This window comes from Geodermatophilus marinus, assembly GCF_003428645.1.
GTDB lineage: Bacteria > Actinomycetota > Actinomycetes > Mycobacteriales > Geodermatophilaceae > Geodermatophilus.
This window is the reverse complement of sequence record NZ_QVQH01000002.1, coordinates 91936-109033: the sequence shown is the minus strand read 5'-3', so window position 1 is coordinate 109033 and position 17098 is coordinate 91936. Positions and strand designations below refer to the sequence as shown.

16 protein-coding genes and 1 tRNA gene are annotated in these 17098 nt (G+C 75.5%); 6 read left to right on the top strand and 11 right to left on the bottom strand.

Annotation, left to right across the window (positions count from 1 at the left end; all coding sequences use genetic code 11):
• Position 1: 1 nt before the first annotated feature.
• Entirely contained in the window at positions 2-1993 is a 1992-nt protein-coding gene (locus D0Z06_RS02805; RefSeq protein ID WP_233517408.1) for a VWA domain-containing protein, read from the top strand.
• 106 nt (positions 1994-2099) lie between these two features.
• Complete coding sequence (locus D0Z06_RS02800) at positions 2100-2597, top strand: GNAT family N-acetyltransferase (RefSeq protein WP_233517407.1); 498 nt, start codon at positions 2100-2102, stop codon at positions 2595-2597.
• Between the two features lie 28 nt (positions 2598-2625).
• Here the strand turns inward: D0Z06_RS02800 and D0Z06_RS02795 are convergent, their stop codons facing one another.
• Entirely contained in the window at positions 2626-3987 is a 1362-nt protein-coding gene (locus D0Z06_RS02795; protein ID WP_199522091.1) for a DUF2252 domain-containing protein, read from the bottom strand.
• 62 nt (positions 3988-4049) lie between these two features.
• Between D0Z06_RS02795 and D0Z06_RS02790 the strand changes: the two genes are divergently transcribed.
• Positions 4050-5096, top strand: a complete 1047-nt coding sequence (locus D0Z06_RS02790) for an SGNH/GDSL hydrolase family protein (protein WP_117375859.1) — start codon at positions 4050-4052, stop codon at positions 5094-5096.
• 60 nt (positions 5097-5156) lie between these two features.
• Positions 5157-6377, top strand: a complete 1221-nt coding sequence (locus tag D0Z06_RS02785; RefSeq protein WP_117375858.1) for an acetyl-CoA C-acetyltransferase — start codon at positions 5157-5159, stop codon at positions 6375-6377.
• A gap of 167 nt (positions 6378-6544) precedes the next feature.
• Here D0Z06_RS02785 and D0Z06_RS02780 read toward each other — a convergent pair whose 3' ends face one another.
• From D0Z06_RS02780 to D0Z06_RS02760, 5 genes are all read right to left on the bottom strand, one after another.
• Positions 6545-7402 (bottom strand): Bax inhibitor-1/YccA family protein, encoded by an 858-nt coding sequence (locus D0Z06_RS02780; RefSeq protein ID WP_117375857.1) that lies wholly within the window; start codon positions 7400-7402, stop codon positions 6545-6547.
• A 219-nt stretch (positions 7403-7621) separates the two neighbouring features.
• Positions 7622-9217, bottom strand: a complete 1596-nt coding sequence (locus tag D0Z06_RS02775; protein ID WP_117375856.1) for a M28 family metallopeptidase — start codon at positions 9215-9217, stop codon at positions 7622-7624.
• A gap of 365 nt (positions 9218-9582) precedes the next feature.
• Positions 9583-9656: transfer RNA gene (locus tag D0Z06_RS02770), tRNA-Leu, on the bottom strand.
• Between the two features lie 29 nt (positions 9657-9685).
• Entirely contained in the window at positions 9686-11074 is a 1389-nt protein-coding gene (locus D0Z06_RS02765; RefSeq protein WP_117375855.1) for an NAD(P)/FAD-dependent oxidoreductase, read from the bottom strand.
• A 10-nt stretch (positions 11075-11084) separates the two neighbouring features.
• On the bottom strand, positions 11085-11927 hold the full coding sequence (locus tag D0Z06_RS02760; protein WP_117375854.1) for a uracil-DNA glycosylase: 843 nt from the start codon (positions 11925-11927) through the stop codon (positions 11085-11087).
• Between the two features lie 61 nt (positions 11928-11988).
• Between D0Z06_RS02760 and D0Z06_RS02755 the strand changes: the two genes are divergently transcribed.
• Entirely contained in the window at positions 11989-12300 is a 312-nt protein-coding gene (locus D0Z06_RS02755; protein ID WP_117375853.1) for a DUF4235 domain-containing protein, read from the top strand.
• A gap of 1 nt (position 12301) precedes the next feature.
• Here D0Z06_RS02755 and D0Z06_RS02750 read toward each other — a convergent pair whose 3' ends face one another.
• The 4 genes from D0Z06_RS02750 to eno are packed head-to-tail and all read right to left on the bottom strand — an operon-like array spanning position 12302 to position 15659.
• On the bottom strand, positions 12302-13252 hold the full coding sequence (locus D0Z06_RS02750; protein WP_117375852.1) for a Ppx/GppA phosphatase family protein: 951 nt from the start codon (positions 13250-13252) through the stop codon (positions 12302-12304).
• Positions 13249-13773: a DUF501 domain-containing protein gene (locus D0Z06_RS02745; protein ID WP_117375851.1), complete on the bottom strand. Its 525-nt coding sequence runs from the start codon at positions 13771-13773 to the stop codon at positions 13249-13251. The genes D0Z06_RS02750 and D0Z06_RS02745 overlap by 4 nt, the downstream gene beginning before the upstream one ends.
• A complete protein-coding gene (locus D0Z06_RS02740) occupies positions 13766-14365 on the bottom strand; it encodes a septum formation initiator family protein (RefSeq protein WP_117375850.1) in 600 nt (199 codons plus the stop codon). The genes D0Z06_RS02745 and D0Z06_RS02740 overlap by 8 nt, the downstream gene beginning before the upstream one ends.
• 13 nt (positions 14366-14378) lie before the next feature.
• Complete coding sequence (eno, locus tag D0Z06_RS02735) at positions 14379-15659, bottom strand: phosphopyruvate hydratase (protein ID WP_117375849.1); 1281 nt, start codon at positions 15657-15659, stop codon at positions 14379-14381.
• 102 nt (positions 15660-15761) lie between these two features.
• Between eno and D0Z06_RS02730 the strand changes: the two genes are divergently transcribed.
• The gene (locus tag D0Z06_RS02730) at positions 15762-16139 is read left to right on the top strand and encodes a hypothetical protein (protein ID WP_117375848.1); all 378 of its coding nucleotides are present in this window, start codon (positions 15762-15764) and stop codon (positions 16137-16139) included.
• Positions 16140-16169: 30 nt separating this feature from the next.
• Here the strand turns inward: D0Z06_RS02730 and D0Z06_RS02725 are convergent, their stop codons facing one another.
• Positions 16170-17096 carry a MazG family protein gene (locus D0Z06_RS02725; protein WP_117375847.1) on the bottom strand — a complete coding sequence of 309 codons (927 nt, stop codon included), beginning with the start codon at positions 17094-17096 and terminating at the stop codon, positions 16170-16172.
• Positions 17097-17098 lie beyond the last annotated feature (2 nt).

The window sequence follows — 17098 nt, the reverse complement described above, 5'->3', positions numbered from 1 at the left end:
GGTGAGGCGGCCCGGGAAGGGCTACCGGTACGGACGCTGGCGGGGCGGGCCCGACCCGCTGGCCCCGCCCTACGACCTGGGCGGGGCCGTCGACGAGATCGGCGACTCGGTGCTGGCCGGCAGCGGCGTGCGCGAGGCGCTGCGCGAGCTGCTCCGCCGTGGCATGGACGGCCGCCGCGGCCTGGACGAGCTGCGCCGCTCGGTCCGCGAGCGGTTGCGGCAGGCCCGCAGCGCCGGGCGCATGGACGGCACGCTCGAGGAGGTCCGGGAGCTGCTGGACCGGGCGGTGGAGGCCGAGCGGCGGGAGCTGTTCCCCGACCCGGACGACGCCGCCCGCCTGGCGGAGGCCGAGCTCGACGCGCTGCCCGACGACACCGCCGGCGCGGTCCGCGCGCTCAAGGAGTACCCGTGGCGGTCCGACGAGGCCCGCCAGGCCTACGACCGGATCCAGGACCTGCTGCGCCACGAGGTGCTCGACAGCTCCTTCCAGGGCATGAAGCAGGCGTTGCAGGCCATGCAGGACGGCGACTCCGCCGCCATGCAGCAGGTCAAGGACATGGTCGCCGACCTCTCCGCGCTGCTCGACGCGCACAACCGCGGCGAGGACACCGACCAGCAGTTCGCCGACTTCATGGACGAGCACGGCCAGTTCTTCCCGGACGACCCGCAGTCGGTCGACGAGCTGATCGACTCGCTGGCCCGCCGGGCGGCCGCGCAGGAGCGGATGATAGCCGGCCTGTCCCCCGAGCAGCGGGCCGAGCTGGCCGACCTGATGGCGCAGACGATGCAGGACATGGGGCTGGCCAGCGAGATGGCCCACCTGCAGGACGCGCTGCGCCAGGCCCGCCCCGACCTGCCGTGGGGTCAGCGCGGGCAGGTGCCCGACGGCGAGCAGGGCCTCGGCCTCGGCGACGCGACCAGCGCGGTCGCCGAGCTGGCCGACCTCGAGGCGCTGTCCAACCAGCTCTCCCAGGGCTACGCCGGCGCCTCGCTGGCCGACGTCGACGAGGAGCTGCTGCAGCGGGCGCTGGGCCGCCCGGCCGTCGACGACCTCGCCGCGCTGCGCCAGATGGAGCGCGAGCTGGAGCGGCAGGGGTACCTCAACCGCACCGACGGCCGGCTCGAGCTCTCCCCCAAGGCGGTGCGCCGGCTCGGGGCGACGGCGCTGCGCCGGGTGTTCGCCGAGCTCGACGCGACCGGCCGCGGGGAGCACGACGTCGCGGACGCCGGCGCCGCCGGGGAGCTGACCGGCGCCTCGCGGGAGTGGCACTTCGGCGACGAGCAGCCGCTGGACGTCGTCCGCACGGTGCGCAACGCCGTGCTGCGCACCGCCGGCGACCCCCGGTTGGACGCGGACCGCGGCGTCCGCATCGCCGTCGAGGACTTCGAGGTCGTGGAGACCGAGCGGCGCACCGGCGCCGCCGTGGCCCTGCTCGTCGACCTCTCCTACTCGATGGCGCTGCGCGGTACGTGGGGTGCGGCCAAGTCCACGGCGATGGCGCTGCACTCGCTGGTGACCACCCGCTTCCCGCAGGACGCGATCCAGATCATCGGCTTCTCCTCGACCGCCCAGGTGCTGCGCCCGGAGACCCTCGCCGAGCTCAGCGTGGACACGCTGCAGGGCACCAACCTGCAGCACGGGCTGATCCTGGCCCGGCGGTTCCTGGCCAGGCACAAGGACGCCGAGCCGGTGGTGCTGGTGGTCACCGACGGCGAGCCGACCGCGCACCTGGAGGACGACGGGACGCCGTTCTTCTGCTGGCCGCCGATGCCGGAGACCATCGCCCGCACCGTCGCGGAGGTGGAGCGGGTCGCCCGGTCGGGGGCGACCATGAACGTCTTCGCGCTCGACCCGGAGCCCGGGCTGGTGCACTTCGTCCACGACATCACCCAGCGGGCCGGGGGCCGGGTGTTCACCCCCGACAGCAACCGGCTCGGCGAGTACGTCGTCGCAGATTATCTGCGCACCCGGAGGGGGCGGCGGAGCCGGTGAGGCCTGCTCCCGGGCCCCGGCCCGAGCTTGCGAGGGCCGGGGAGGAGCAGGTCCTTCCACTGCGCACGCGGCGGGGACGGCGCGCCCGCTGAGGGAGACTGGGCGGGTGACCTCCGACGCGAGCGCCGCCCCGACCGTCGAGCCGGTGCCCGTCGACGTCGTCCTCCCGCTGCGCAGCGCCGTCCTGCGCGGCGGTGGGCCGGCCGGCCTCCCGGGGGACGACGACCCGGCCACCGTGCACCTGGCCGCGCGCGCCGCCGACGGCCGGGTGACCGGTGTCGTGCGGCTCGCGCCGGCCGCCTGCCCCTGGCGGCCGCACGCCCGGGCCCCCTGGCAGCTGCGCGGCATGGCGACCGACCCCGCGGTACGCGGCAGCGGCGCCGGCCGGGCGCTGGTCGAGGCCGGGCTGGCGGTGGTGGCCGGGCGCGGCGGCGACCTGGTGTGGTGCAACGCCCGGGTCCCGGCCGCCGGCTTCTACGCGCTGATGGGGTTCACGACCGTCACCGGCGAGTTCGACGTGCCCGGCATCGGCCCGCACGTCGGGATGCTCCTCGACCTGCCGGCCAGGGCACAGGAAGCTCTTCCCGCGTTCCCGGCACCCTGACGGGGGAAGAGCTTCCTGTGCCGGGGGGTCACCGGGGAACCGGGTGCGCCCCGCTCGAGCTGATGCCGGGGATCAGCCCGGCGCGGAAGGCGTCGACGAACGACCGGTGGTCCTCCTGGGTCCGCCGGGCGTAGTCGTGGGCGAAGGCGACGAGGTCCTCGACGAACTCGCCGCGCCGGTCCCCCACCATCGCGGTGATGGCCTCCTCGGTCTGGAAGGGCACCAGCGCGGGGTCGGCGTCGGCGTCCCCGACGCAGTGCATCTTCGCCGTGGCCCGCCCCAGCTGGGTCATCACCGGGGCGATCTCCTCGGGCTCGGTCAGGTCGTCCCACTCCAGGTCGGACTCGTAGGGCGAGAGCTCCTTGACCACGAAGCCGACGCGGTCGATCTCGGTCCAGCCGAGGAACTGGGAGGCGTTGGCCTGCAGCGCCCGCTCGGAGACCGCCGTCCGGTGCCCCTCGTGCTCGAAGGCGGCACGGATCGCCGGGTCCCGGACCACGCGGCTCGGCGCGGCCACGTTGCCCTGCTTGAGCGAGAGCACGACGTCGTTCTCCAGCGCCTGGTCGTACCCCTCCAGGAGCACGTTGTAGGCCGGCAGGCCGGCGCTGCCGATGCCGAATCCGCCGGTGGCCACGACGTCCTTCACGTCGTAGGCGACGTCCCGGCGGCGGGCCGGCGGGCGGACCGTCCCCCTCCAGCGCTCGAGGGCGTCGAGCACCCGCGCCCGCTCCTCCTCGCCCAGCCGCCGGGTGCGCGGGCCGTCGGCGAAGCGGCGCTCGAAGTCCTCGACGACGGTCGAGCGGGCCAGCAGGTCGAGGCGGGTGCGCGCGGCGGTCCGCAGGATGACGTCGTGCACCGCGCCCTCGGTGTTCTCGCGGACCAGCGCGAACGAGCGGTCGTCGGCGGTGCGCGTGAAGGCGGCCACCTGGTCGAGGTAGGCGCCGAGGTAGCGGCGGAGCAGGTCGGCGATGACGTCGTCGGAGAACGCCTTGCGCCAGGCCAGCAGGGCGAAGCTGGCGCAGAACCGGCGCAGGTCCCAGCTGACGTGACCCAGGTAGGCCTCGTCGAAGTCGTTGACGTCGAAGACGATCCGGCCGGTGCCGTCCATGTAGGTGCCGAAGTTCTCCGCGTGCAGGTCGCCCTGGATCCACACCCGCCGGGTCCGCTCGTCGCTCCAGCGGTCCTCGAGCCCGGCCATGTCGGCGTAGAACAGGCAGGCGCTGCCGCGGTAGAACGCGAACGGGTCCGCGGCCATCTTGCGGAACTTGGTCCGGAAGGCGTCGGCGTCGGCCCGCATGAGGTCGGAGAACGCCTCGACGAGGACGTCGACGATCTGGCGGGTGCGGACGTCGGGGGATCCCGGGGGCACCCCTGCGGGGGAAGCGGTCACGGCTGCACCGTAGGGGCGGTTAGCCTGCGGGGAACAGGAGGGACGGCGGGACGGGGGCGGCGGTGACGCGGGCGAGCACGGCACGCAGGCTGGCCACCGGGGCCGCCTACGGCAGCGGGGGCCTGGGCCTGGCCGGTGCCGGGATGGTCGCCCTGCTGCGCCAGCAGGCCCGGTCGGCGCGCCGCCGCGTGGAGGCCCGCAAGGAGGCCGACCCGCCCGCGGGGGACGGCGTCTACGGCCACGCCGCCGGGCGAGGCCGGGGCAAGCCGATCGTCTTCGCCGTGCTCGGCGACTCCAGCGCGGTGGGGCTGGGTGTGCAGCGGGCCGCGGAGACCCCCGGGGTGCTGCTGGCCGCCGCGCTGGCCGAGCTGGCCGAGCGGCCGGTGCGGCTGGTCCGCCTGGCGCGGTCGGGGGCGAGGTCGGCGGACCTCGGCGGGCAGGTCGCCGGGGCGCTGGCCGAGCGGCCCGACCTGGTCCTGGTGATGATCGGGGCCAACGACGTGACCTCCCGGACCGCCCTCGCGGTCTCCGTGCGGCACCTGCGGGACGCGGTGCGCCGCCTCACCGCGTCCGGCGCCGAGGTCGTCGTCGGCACCTGCCCCGACCTCGGCACGGTCCGGCCGATCGGCCAGCCGCTGCGGGGGCTGGCCCGCCGCTGGAGCCGGCAGATGGCCGCCGCCCAGACGATCGCCGTGGTGGAGGAGGGCGGGCGCACCGTCTCGCTCGGGTCGGTGCTCGGCCCGCGCTTCGCCGAGGACAGCGGGTTGTTCAGCGGCGACGAGTTCCACCCCAGCGCGGCCGGGTACGCCGCGGCGGCCGCGGTGCTGCTCCCCTCCCTGGCCGACGCGATCGGCGTGTGGCCGGCGGCGGCCGACCGCGGGCTGCGCAACCTGCGCCGGGACACCATCCGCCCCGTCGACCGGGCCGCGGTCCGCGCCGCGGGCCGGACCGGCACCGAGGTCCAGCCGACCGCGGTGCGCGGCTCGGAGACCGGCCCGCGCGGCCCCTGGGCGCGGCTGCGCCGCCGGCGGCCGCCGGACCTGCCGGCCCCCGGCGAGGCCGAGGACGCCACCCCCGCGCCGGGCACCACGCGCGTTACCGCGGAGTAGGTTCAGGGGGACAGCACCGCCCGGCCCACCGTGCCGGCCAGCCCTCGCCGTGGAGGACCCATGCCCGAAGCAGTCATCGTCTCGACCGCCCGCTCGCCGATCGGCCGGGCGTTCAAGGGGTCGCTGAAGGACCTGCGTCCCGACGACCTGACCGCCACGATCGTGCGCGCCGCGCTGGACAAGGTGCCGGCGCTGGACCCGACCGACATCGACGACCTGATCCTCGGCTGCGGCCTGCCCGGCGGGGAGCAGGGCTACAACATGGGCCGGGTGGTCAGCGTGCTGCTCGGCATGGACCACCTGCCCGGGACGACGATCACCCGCTACTGCTCCTCCTCGCTGCAGACGACCCGCATGGCGATGCACGCCATCAAGGCCGGCGAGGGCGACGTGTTCATCTCCGCGGGCGTGGAGATGGTGTCCCGCTTCGTCAAGGGCAACTCGGACTCGCTGCCCGAGACCCACAACCCTGTGTTCGCCGACGCCCAGGCCCGGGTGGCCAAGACCGCCGAGAGCGGCGCGGACTCCTGGACCGACCCGCGGGAGAACGGCGAGATCCCCGACATCTACGTCGCGATGGGGCAGACCGCCGAGAACCTGGCCCTGCTCAAGGACGTCTCCCGCCAGGACATGGACGAGTTCGCCGTGCGCAGCCAGAACCTGGCCGAGCAGGCGATCGCCGACGGGTTCTGGGCCCGGGAGATCACCCCGGTGACCACGCCGGACGGCACCGTGGTCAGCACCGACGACGGCCCCCGCCCGGGTGTCACCCTCGAGGCCGTCTCGCAGCTCAAGCCGGTGTTCCGCCCCGACGGGCGGGTGACCGCCGCCAACGCCTGCCCGCTCAACGACGGCGCGGCCGCGGTGGTCGTCATGAGCGACGCGAAGGCCCGCGACCTCGGCCTGACGCCGCTGGCCCGGATCGTCTCGACCGCGGTCACCGGCCTGTCGCCGGAGATCATGGGGTACGGCCCGGTCGAGGCCTCGAAGCTGGCCCTCCAGCGGGCCGGGATGAGCATCGGCGACATCGACCTCGTCGAGATCAACGAGGCCTTCGCCGCCCAGGTCATCCCGAGCTACCGCGACCTGGGCATCGACATCGACCGGCTCAACGTGCACGGCGGGGCGATCGCGGTCGGGCACCCGTTCGGCATGACCGGCGCCCGCATCACCGGCACGCTGCTCAACGGGCTGCAGACCAAGGACAAGACGTTCGGCCTGGAGACCATGTGCGTCGGTGGCGGCATGGGCATGGCGATGGTGCTCGAGCGCCTGAGCTGAGCCGCTCCCCGCGCTCCCCGCGATCATGAGGTCCGGGACGCGGCACGCCGGTGACCCGCGGCGTGCCCGTTCCCGGACTTCATGATCGCGGCGCGACCGGGCCCGGACAGGCCGGTGGCCCGGCCCCCTCGCGGGGACCGGGCCACCGGTCTGCGGTGCGCTGCGGGTCAGTTGTCCTGGAAGTAGGACAGCAGCCGCAGGATCTCCAGGTACAGCCAGACGACCGTCACCAGCAGGCCGAAGGCGATGTACCAGGCGAACTTCGCCGGGGCGCCGCGGCGGATCGCCTCGTCGGCCATGTCGAAGTCGAGCAGCAGCGAGAAGGCCGCCACACCGATCACGACCAGGCTGAACACGATCGCCAGCGGGCCACCGTCGCGCAGGCCCAGGCCACCGTCGACGAAGAAGCCGGCGACCAGGTTGACCAGCACCAGGGCCAGCACACCGAACAGCGCGCCGACGATCCAGCGGGTCAGCTTCGGGGTGACGCGGATGGCACCGGTCTTGTAGATCACCAGCATCCCGGCGAAGACGCCGAAGGTCCCGATCAGCGCCTGGCCGACGATGCCCGGGTAGATGCTGTTGAACGCCTCGCTGATGGCACCGAGGGCGATGCCGTACAGCGCGCCGTAGGACAGCGTGGCCACCGGGTTGGCGATCTGCTTGAAGGCGATCACCAGGCCGAGGACCAGCGCCACGAGCACGGCCGGCAGGGTCAGGCCCCACGCCAGCGACTCGGGGAGGACCGCCCACGTCACGGCCGCCGAGAGCACCGTGACGAGGAACGACAGACCCGTCTTCTGGACGACGTCGTCCATCGTCATGTACTTGGTGGTGGTGCGCGTGTACGGCGCCTGCTGGTAGGGCGCCGGCGCACCGTACTGCTGCGGAGCCCCGTACTGGGGGGCGCCGTGCTGCGGGGCACCGTACTGGGGGGCGCCCCACTGGCCGTACTGCTGGGCCTGCGGCCGGCCGTTGCCGGCGTCGCCGAAGGCCCGGCTGAAGGCCGGGTTCTTGCTGGGCATCGTCATCTCCTCGAGGTGACTGGCGGTCCGTGGGGTCTACGGTCCTGCACCCCACTCGATGAGGTCAACGCCGGAGGTGGCCTGCGCGTTCCTGGGCGCCCACGGGACACCCGGACGGGGGGGTCCCGGCGTGCCGACCACGCTGCGCGACCCCCGAGCACGCGACCGCGGCGCCGCCCCCGGGATCGGGGACGGCGCCGCGGCCGTGCGCTCAGGAGGTCAGGCCTCGACCCCGCCGTGGTCGTGGTCGTGGTCCGGCGAGAGCCCGCCACCGCCGGCCTTCTGCTCCGCGGTCACGCGGAACTGGCGGTCGGTCGGGTCCTCCTGGAAGGTGCCGCCCGGCACCGGCCGGCCCTGGACGCCGTTCACCCGTGAGCTGTCGTAGGCCAGGGTGAGCACCGCATAGGCGATGGCGTCGGAGTTCGTGTCGAGCGCCTTCGGGTCGACGTTGTCGATCGTGTCCCCGGCCTCGTGGTAGTTCGGGTCGTAGGCGACGCCGGCGGTACCGCCGTACAGCGGCACCTGGTACCCCTCCTTGAGGACCTCCGCGCCGGTGAACAGGCCGCCGGAGGGGATGCCGTTCTCGATGAAGGCCTGGTAGTCGCTGCGGCCGCTGAACTCGCTGCCCTCGTACCACAGGGAGTTGGCCTCGAAGTAGTCCTCGAGGACGTACTCGATCTGGTCCGAGCCCGCGGGCACCTCGACCGGCGCCTCGAAGTCGGACTGGTCGCCGTCGTAGATGAACCGGGCGAAGTTCGGCGAGCCGACCATGTCGAAGTTCAGGTACAGCCCGATGTCGGCCCGCTGCTCCTCGGTCAGCTGCGCGACGTAGTGCTCGGAGCCGAGCAGGCCCAGCTCCTCGGCACCCCACCAGGCGAAGCGGACCGTGTTGGGCAGCTTGGCCTTGGTGAGGTTCTCGGCCACCTCGAGGATGGCGGCGCTGCCGGAGCCGTTGTCGTTGATGCCCGGGCCGGCGAGCACGGAGTCCAGGTGCGCCCCGGCCATGACGACGTTGTCCGACGTGCGGCCGGGCAGCTCCGCGAGCACGTTCTCGGTGGTGCGGGTCTCGCTGGTCGAGTCGACGGCGAGGTCGACGGTCGTGCCGGTGGCGGCGAGCTCGGTCCCCAGCTCCGGCGTCACGCCGACGACCGGGATGCCGGTGCCGGGCTCCCCCAGGGTGCCGTTGAGCAGCCCGGGCACGTTGTTGACGACGATGACCGCGCTCGCCTCGGCCGCCTCGGCGTTCGCCGCCTTGACCGCGAAGGCGCACGCTCCCCGCTCGACGAGGGCGACCGTCCCGGCGGCGAAGCCGGCGAAGTCCTCGGCCTCGCAGCCGCTGTTCCCCGAGCCGAGGTCGACCGGCGTGACGGCGCCGTCGTCCACCGTCCCGGAACCGGTGTAGGTCATCGGCGCGTAGTCGGTGTCCGCCTCGTACGGCGCCGGCGTGGGGGCGACCCGGCTGAACGAGCTGCTCCGCAGCTCGAAGAACGGGAACTCGAACTGCTGCCGGGTGACCGACCAGCCGGCCGCCTTCAGCCGCTGCTCGACGTAGTCGACGGAGGCGTCGTAGCCCGGGGTGCCCGAGGCCCGGTTGCCGTCGTTCGCGTCGGCGATCGCCTGGAACGCCTCGAGGTGCTCGGTGACGCCGTCGACCGTGACGCACTCGGTCAGCTTGGCCACGGTGTTGTTGTTCCGGTGCTCGCAGCCGTTGGCCGCGGACGCCGGCAGCGCGGTGACCACGCTGCCCGCCAGAGCGAGCACACCGGCCGTCCCGGCCACGGCGAACCGCGACCGGCGGAGGTGGGCATGGGTCATGGACTTCCCCCTCGATCCGTTGCGTCACTCCGTTGCGACGCCCCGTACAGAACCTTGCGGACCTGTTGCGAGGTGCGTCAAGCCCTGGATTTCTTCGCGCGCATCAGGTAGGGACCCGGAGGAAGTCGTTACCGGTGCGAACCTCGAGTGGTGGCCGTGCGAGCCCCGGCGTAGCGTCCCGGCCGGGCGGCGACCGGTCGAGGAGGCGCCGGTGCGCGGGGCAGCAGAGCCCCTGGGCCGCAGGGCCATGCTGCACCGGGCGGCACCCTCCCGCGACTCGACGAGGGGGGATGACGGATGACGCCGGGTGGCCGGCGGGACGGGCGGCGCGGGCACCAGGTGGCGGCCGCACGGGCAGCGCGGGGTGCCCCCGGTGGGGTTCGAACCCACACTCGGACCCTTTTAAGGGGCCTGCCTCTGCCGGTTGGGCTACGGGGGCGGTCGTCGGGACGGCGGGCGGAGGGGAGCTCAGCCCGCCTTGGCCGCGCCACCCCCCGACGGCGCGTCGTCCTCCGCCGGGGGCGGCGGCAGCTGCCCGGCGCGCCCGCTGCCCGCCGCGGCCACGAACTCCTGCCGCGGGTTCTGCAGCTGGCCGAGCGAGATGACCTCGCGGCGGAACAGCAGGGCCTGGGTCCAGTCGGCGATCACCCGCGCCTTGCGGTTGAACGTCGGCACCCGGCTCACGTGGTACGTGCGGTGCATGAACCAGGCGGGGAAGCCCTTCAGCTTCACGCCGTAGACCTGGGCGACGCCCTTGTAGAGCCCGAGGCTGGCGACCGAGCCGGCGTAGGAGTGCTGGTAGGGCACCGGCTGCTCGCCGCGCAGCGTCAGCACGACGTTGTCGGCCAGCCGCTTGGCCTGGCGGACGGCGTGCTGGGCGTTGGGCGCGGTGGTCGCGCCGTCCGACCCCTTGGTGAGGTCCGGGACGGCGGCGAGGTCCCCGGCGGCCCAGGCGTCGGGCAGCCCGCGCACCTGCAGCGTGGGCTCGCAGACGACCCGCCCGCGCTCGTCGAGGGGGAGGTCGGTGTTCGCCAGCATCGGGTTCGGCTTGGTCCCCGCCGTCCACACCAGGGTGTCGCTGGCGAAGGAGTCGCCGTCGGAGAGCCGGACGACGCACTCCCCCGACACCGACTCCAGGCGGGTGTTGAGCCGGACGTCCATGCCGCGGGCGGTGAGTTCCTTGACCGTCCAGGCGGCCATGTCCAGGTCGACCTCGGGCAGGATGCGGCCCATCGCCTCGACCAGCACCCAGTGCATGTCGGCGGTCGACAGCCGCGGGTAGTAGTGCTCGATGGCGTAGCGGGCCATGTCCTCGAGCTCGGCGAAGGCCTCGACGCCGGCGTACCCGCCGCCCACGAAGGTGAACGTGAGCGCGCGGCGGCGCACCTGCGGGTCGTCGGTGGAGCTGGCCGCGTCCAGCCGGGCGAGCACGTGGTTGCGCAGGAAGATGGCCTCGCCGACGTTCTTGAAGCCGATGCCGTGCTCGGCCAGGCCGGGGATCGGGAGGGTGCGGGCGACCGAGCCCGCGGCCATGACGAGGACGTCGTAGGAGAGCTCGAAGGTCTCGCCCTCGATGGGGGCGACCGTCGCCCGCTTCTCCGCGTGCGACAGCCCGGTCACCGCGCCGGTGATCACCCGGCAGCGGGGCAGGGTGCGCCGCAGCGGCACCACCACGTGCCGCGGCTCCACGGACCCGGCGGCGGCCTCGGGGAGGAAGGGCTGGTAGGTCATGTGCGGCTGGGGGTCGACGACGACGATCTCCGCCCGCCCGCGGGAGAGCTTCTTCTGCAGCCGCAGGGCGGTGTAGAGACCGACGTAGCCGCCACCGACGACGAGGACCACGGGACGCTGCGCCATGCCTGCGAGCCTAGGGGCGCGGGTGGGGGTCGGGCACGGTCGCGGCCAACTCGGTGGCCCGGGCCAGGACGGCGTCGAGCATCGGCTCGGTGAGCCGGCCGGTGAACGTGTTCTGCTGGCTGACGTGGTAGCTGCCCAGCAGGGTCAGCGGCCCGCGGGGGCCGTCGAGGGCCACCTCCGCGCCGTGCCCGAACGCCGGCCGCGGCCGCGGCAGCGCGTACCCGGCCCCGGCCAGCACCGGCCACAGCGCGCTCCAGCCGAACCCGCCGAGGACGACGACGACCCGCAGCCGCGGCAGCAGGGCCAGCTCGCGCGCCAGCCACGGCGAGCAGGTGTCCCGCTCCGCGGGCGTCGGCGCGTTGCCCGGCGGCGCGCACCGGACGGCCGCGGCCACGCGGACGTCGTGCAGCCGCAGCCCGTCCCCCACGTGCGTGGACGTCGGCTGGTTGGCCAGCCCGGCCCGCCACAGCGCCGCGAAGATCCAGTCGCCGCTGCGGTCGCCGGTGAAGACCCGGCCGGTGCGGTTGCCGCCGTGCGCGGCCGGGGCCAGCCCGACGACGGCGATGCGCGCATCCGCAGGGCCCAGACCGGGCACCGGGCGACCCCAGTAGTCCTGGTCGCGGAAGGCCGCCCGCTTCACCCGCGCGACCTCCTCGCGCCACGCGACCAGCCGGGGGCAGGCGCGGCACCCGGAGACGCGGGCGTCGAGCGCGGCGAGGTCGCGGGCGGCCCGGGCCGCGCGGGGAACGCCGGCCGGGGTGCGGGCGGCCCTGGTGCAGGGGCCCGCGGCGAGCTCGCGAGGCGCGGGGGCATCGGGGTCCTCTCTCGGGAAGCCGGCGGGGTCGGGAGCCACGGCGGACAGCAGACCAGACGCCCACCGGGTGCCCGCGACGGACCCGGGGCATGATCACCCCGTGGCCAGGAAGACGACAACCAAGCCGCCGAAGGCGCCGATGACCTGGAAGCTGCTCTCCGCCGGGTTCGCGGTGCCCGCCGGGATCGCCGTCCGCAAGCTGACCGACGCCGCCTGGTACGGCGTGCGCGGCACGACGCCGCCGAAGAACCCCGCCGCGCCGGGGGTCAGCTGGGGCGACGCCCTGGCGTGGGCCGCGGTGTCCGGGCTGGCCGTCGCCGCCGGCCGGCTCCTGGCGGCCCGCGGCGCCGCGGCGAGCTACGAGAAGCTGACCGGCAAGCTGCCGCCCGGGCTGAACCAGGGCACGACCTGAGTCAGCGGCCGGCCAGCCGCAGCGCGATGCCGTCGAGGATGTCGTGCTCGCTGACGACCACGTCGTCCAGCGCCAGGGCGTCCATCACCACCCGCAGCACCAGCGAGCCGGCGCCGATGACGTCGACCCGCCCCGGGTGCATGACCGGCTCCGCGGCCCGCCGTGCCCGGGTGGCGGTCAGCAGGCCGGCGGTGACCGACCGGACGGCGGCCACCGGGATCCGCGAGCCGTGGATGGCGACCGGGTCGTAGGCGGGCAGGCGGAGGGCGAGCGCGGCCACCGTGGTCACCGAGCCGGCCAGCCCGACGAGGGTGGCCGCCTCGCCGACGGGCACGGCCGTGACCACCTCGGCGAGGGCGGCGCGGATGTCGGCCTCGGCCCGGCCGATCTCGTCGGGGGTCGGCGGGTCGCCGTGCAGGTGGCGCTCGGTGAGCCGGACGCAGCCGACGTCCACCGACCGGGCGGCGCGGACCCCGCCGGCGTCGCCGAGCACGAACTCGGTGGACCCGCCGCCGATGTCGACCACCAGGTACGGCGGCCGCGGCGCGGGCTGCCCGTGCGCGGCGACCGCGGCGTCGAGCGAGGCCGTGGCGCCGAGGAAGGACAGCCGCGCCTCCTCGTCCCCGGGCACCACGTCCGGCGGCTGGCCCAGGGTGGCCAGCACCATGTCCTCGAAGTCGGCGCGATTGGCGGCGTCCCGGCTGGCGCTGGTGGCGACCATCCGGACCGCCGTCACGCCGAGGTCGCGGGCCTGGGCGGCGTACTCCGCGAGCACGCGGCGGGTGCGCTCGACGGCCTGCGGGGCCAGCCGGCCGGTGGCGTCGACGCCCTCGCCGAGCCGGACCACCTCCATGCGGCGCAGCAGGTCGGTGTGCGGCCCCTCCGGGGGCACGTCGGCCACCAGCAGCCGGATCGAGTTCGTGCCGCAGTCGACGGCGGCCACCCGGGTCATCGGTCCTCCTCGGGGAGCACGCAGGGGCCGGCGGCCCACCACTCCCCCATCTCGGCGACGGCCCGGTCGCCGACCGGGTTCGCCCCGGGACCGGCGGCCAGCGCGTGCCCGGCCAGCGCGTGCAGGCACTTGACCCGGTCGGGCATGCCGCCGGCGGTGGTGCGGGTGGGCAGCTCCCCGAGGGCGTCGCGCTCGGCGAGGTACTGCTCGTTGGCGGCCCGGTAGCCGGCGGCCAGGGCGGGGTCGCGGGCCAGGTCGGCCTGCCACTCGCGCATCCGGCCGGCCGACTCCAGCCGGCTGGCGGCCGCGGCGGCCCGCGGGCAGGTCAGGTAGTACAGCGTCGGGAAGGGGGTGCCGTCCTCCAGCCGCGGGGCGGTCCGCACCACGTCGGGGAGGCCGCAGGGGCAGCGGTGCGCGACCGCGTGCAGGCCGCGCGGGGGCCGGCCGAGCTGCCGGGCGACGACCTGCCGGTCGTCGGGGCCGACGGGGCCGCGCTCCCGCCGTCCGGGGTGCTCAGCCACCCGGGCTCCCGTCGGCGGTGTCCCCGCCGGAGGTGTCCCCGCCGGAGGTGTCCGCGTCCGCCGTGGCGAGCGACCCCATCAGCGCGTCGTACCAGGGCACCTCGGCGGCCGGTTGCGCGGGCAGGGTGCCGGCGTCCCCCTCGGCGGTCTCGCCGTCGACCACGACGACCAGCCGGTCGCCGGGCAGCACGTAGCGGAGCCGGTCCCGGGCCTCCCGGGCGGTCCAGCCGGGGTCGGACTGCCGGTCCAGCTCGTCCTGCAGGTCCTCGATCCGCTGGTCGAGCGCGGCCCCCTCCGCGGCCAGCCGGGCCAGCTCCGCGCGCCCGGACAGGTACTGCCGCACCGGGCCGGCGAGGGTGAGCGCCAGGAGCAGCACCAGGCCGGCCAGCAGCACCGCCCGGCCGGTGAACAGCGGCCGCCGGGGCTGCCCCACCGCCGTCGCGCCCCGGGCGGTGCGGCGGCCGGGACGGCGCTGGTCCGGCCGGCCGCCCGCACCGGAGCGAACCCCGGCCGGGACCGGGCGGGAGGCCGCGGAGGCCAGCGGCCGCCCGGTGGCGCGCCGGCCGCCGCGGCGGGCGCGCGGACCGCTCATCGGGGGACCGGGCTCACCGGCCGCCCAGGCGCGGGAAGGCCCCGGCGCCGGCGTACCGGGCGGCGTCGTCCAGCTCCTCCTCCAGGCGCAGCAGCTGGTTGTACTTGGCCACCCGCTCGCTGCGGGCCGGGGCGCCGGTCTTGATCTGGCCGCAGTCGGTGGCCACCGCGAGGTCGGCGATCGTGGTGTCCTCGGTCTCGCCGGAGCGGTGGCTCATCATGCAGCGGTAGCCGCTGCGGTGGGCCAGGCCGACCGCGTCGAGGGTCTCGGTCAGCGTGCCGATCTGGTTGACCTTGACCAGCAGGGCGTTCCCGGCCTTGCGGGCGATGCCGTCGGCCAACCGGGTCGGGTTGGTGACGAAGAGGTCGTCGCCGACCAGCTGGACGCGGTCGCCGAGCGTCGCGGTGAGGGCCACCCAGCCGTCCCAGTCGTCCTCGGAGAGGGCGTCCTCGATGGAGACGACCGGGTAGGAGTCGACCAGGTCCCGGTAGTAGTCGGTGAGGAACTCCGCCGAGCGGGTCTGGCCCTCGAAGTCGTAGCCGTCGTCGCCGTGGAACTCGGTCGCGGCCACGTCGAGGGCGAAGGCGATGTCCGTGCCGAGGCCGTAGCCGGCCTTCTCCACGGCCTCGGCGATGAGGTCGAGCGCGTCGCGGTTGCTGGGCAGGTCGGGGGCGAACCCGCCCTCGTCGCCGAGGCCGGTGGACAGCCCGCGGCCCTTCAGCACCGCCTTGAGCGCGTGGTAGGTCTCGGTGCCCATGGCCAGCGCCTCGGAGAAGGTCGCCGCGCCGATCGGGGCGATCATGAACTCCTGCACGTCGACGTTGCTGTCGGCGTGGGCGCCGCCGTTGAGGATGTTCATCATCGGCACCGGCAGCAGGTGCGCCGAGGGGCCGCCGACGTAGCGGAACAGCGGCAGGCCGGCGGAGTCGGCGGCCGCCTTGGCCACGGCGAGGCTCACCCCGAGGATCGCGTTCGCGCCGAGCCGGGACTTGTCCGGCGTCCCGTCGAGGTCGATCAGCCGCTGGTCGATGAGCCGCTGCTCGCTGGCGTCGTAGCCCACGAGTTCCGGGCCGATGACGTCGAGGACGCCGTCGACGGCCTTGGTCACGCCCTTCCCGCCGTACCGCTCGCCCCCGTCGCGCAGCTCGACGGCCTCGAAGGCACCCGTCGAGGCACCGCTGGGGACGGCGGCGCGGGTGATCGTCCCGTCGTCGAGGGCGACCTCGACCTCCACGGTGGGGTTTCCGCGCGAGTCGAGGATCTCCCGCGCGCCTACGGCGTCGATGCTGGCCACGGTGGGCAGCCTAGCCAGCCACCGCGCCGCCCACCGCCTGCCGTGCCGCGTCCCGCGCCACCGCCGGGATGCGCGGGCGGGCGGCCGGGCTACGGTGCCGCGGTGGTCACGGTCGCCGCGGTGGTCGCCACCGCCCTGCTCGTCGCCCTGGCGGCGCTGCAGGTCGCGCTGGCCGCGGGGGCGCCGCTCGGCCGGCTCGCCTGGGGCGGCCACCACCGCGTCCTGCCGACCCGGCTGCGGGTCGGCAGCGCGGTGTCGGTGCTGCTGTACGCGCTGTTCGCCTGGCTGGTGTGGCGGGCCGCCGGGATCGCCGCCCGGCCCGGGGAGGAGCCCGGCGGCGTGGCGATCTGGGCGCTCACCGTCTACTTCGCCGTCGGCGTGGTCGCCAACGCCGCCTCCCGCAGCCGGCCCGAGCGGGCGGTGATGACGCCGGTGGCCGCCGTGCTCGCCGCCTGCTGCCTGGTCGTCGCGCTCGGCTGACCCCGGTGCCGGCCGCGGCCGCGGGGACGGTCAGTCCGCCGGGCGCTCCAGCGCCGCGGCGTCCAGCTCGCCGGCGTAGCGGCGCACCGCCTCCCGCAGGGCGTCCTCGACGTCCCAGCCGCGCCCGGCCGCCGCGCTGACCACCGCGAGCAGCCGCTCCCCCAGCTCCTCGGGGCTGCGGGCCGCGAGATCGGCCGGCTCCGGCACCGGGAGCCCGGCCCGGCCCGCCCGCCGCACCAGGGCCGCGCCCCAGGAGGCCGCGGGCTGCGAGCGGGACACCCCCTCGGTCGGCGACCGGCGCTGCTTCTCGGCCTTCTTGATCTCCTCCCAGCCGGCCTCGACCGCGGCCGTGTCAGGGCGTGGCCCCGCGCCACCGGCGTCCCCGAACACGTGCGGGTGCCGGCGCACCAGCTTGCCGACCAGCTCGCCGGCCACGTCGTCGACGTCGAAGCGCCGGCCGGGGGCGGCCTCCGCGGCCACGCGGGCGTGGAACACCACCTGCAGCAGCACGTCGCCGAGCTCCTCGCGCATGGCGACCGGGTCGTCGTCCACGATGGCGTCGTAGGCCTCGTGCGCCTCCTCCAGGAGGTAGCCGCGCAGCGAGGAGTGGGTCTGCTCGGCGTCCCACGGGCAGCCGCCCGGCGAGCGCAGCCGGTCCATCACGGCCACCACGTCGAGCAGGCCGGCGCCGACCGGCTCGGGCGCACCCTCGACGACCTCGGCGCCCTCGGGTCGCTCGTCGCCCACGAGGGCCACGACCGCGTCGGGCCGGGCCTCGGCGACGGCGGCGCCCGGGAGGTCGGTCACCGCCCAGCCGGCGGCCCGCAGGGCGGCGGCCGTGGCGGCGGCACCCGGCAGCGCCACGACCGGGCGCTCCCCGGTCAGCGCCCGCCAGCCGGCGGGGCCGAGCAGCCCGGGCAGTCGGGGGCTGACGGTGACGGCGAGGGCGACGGGCACGC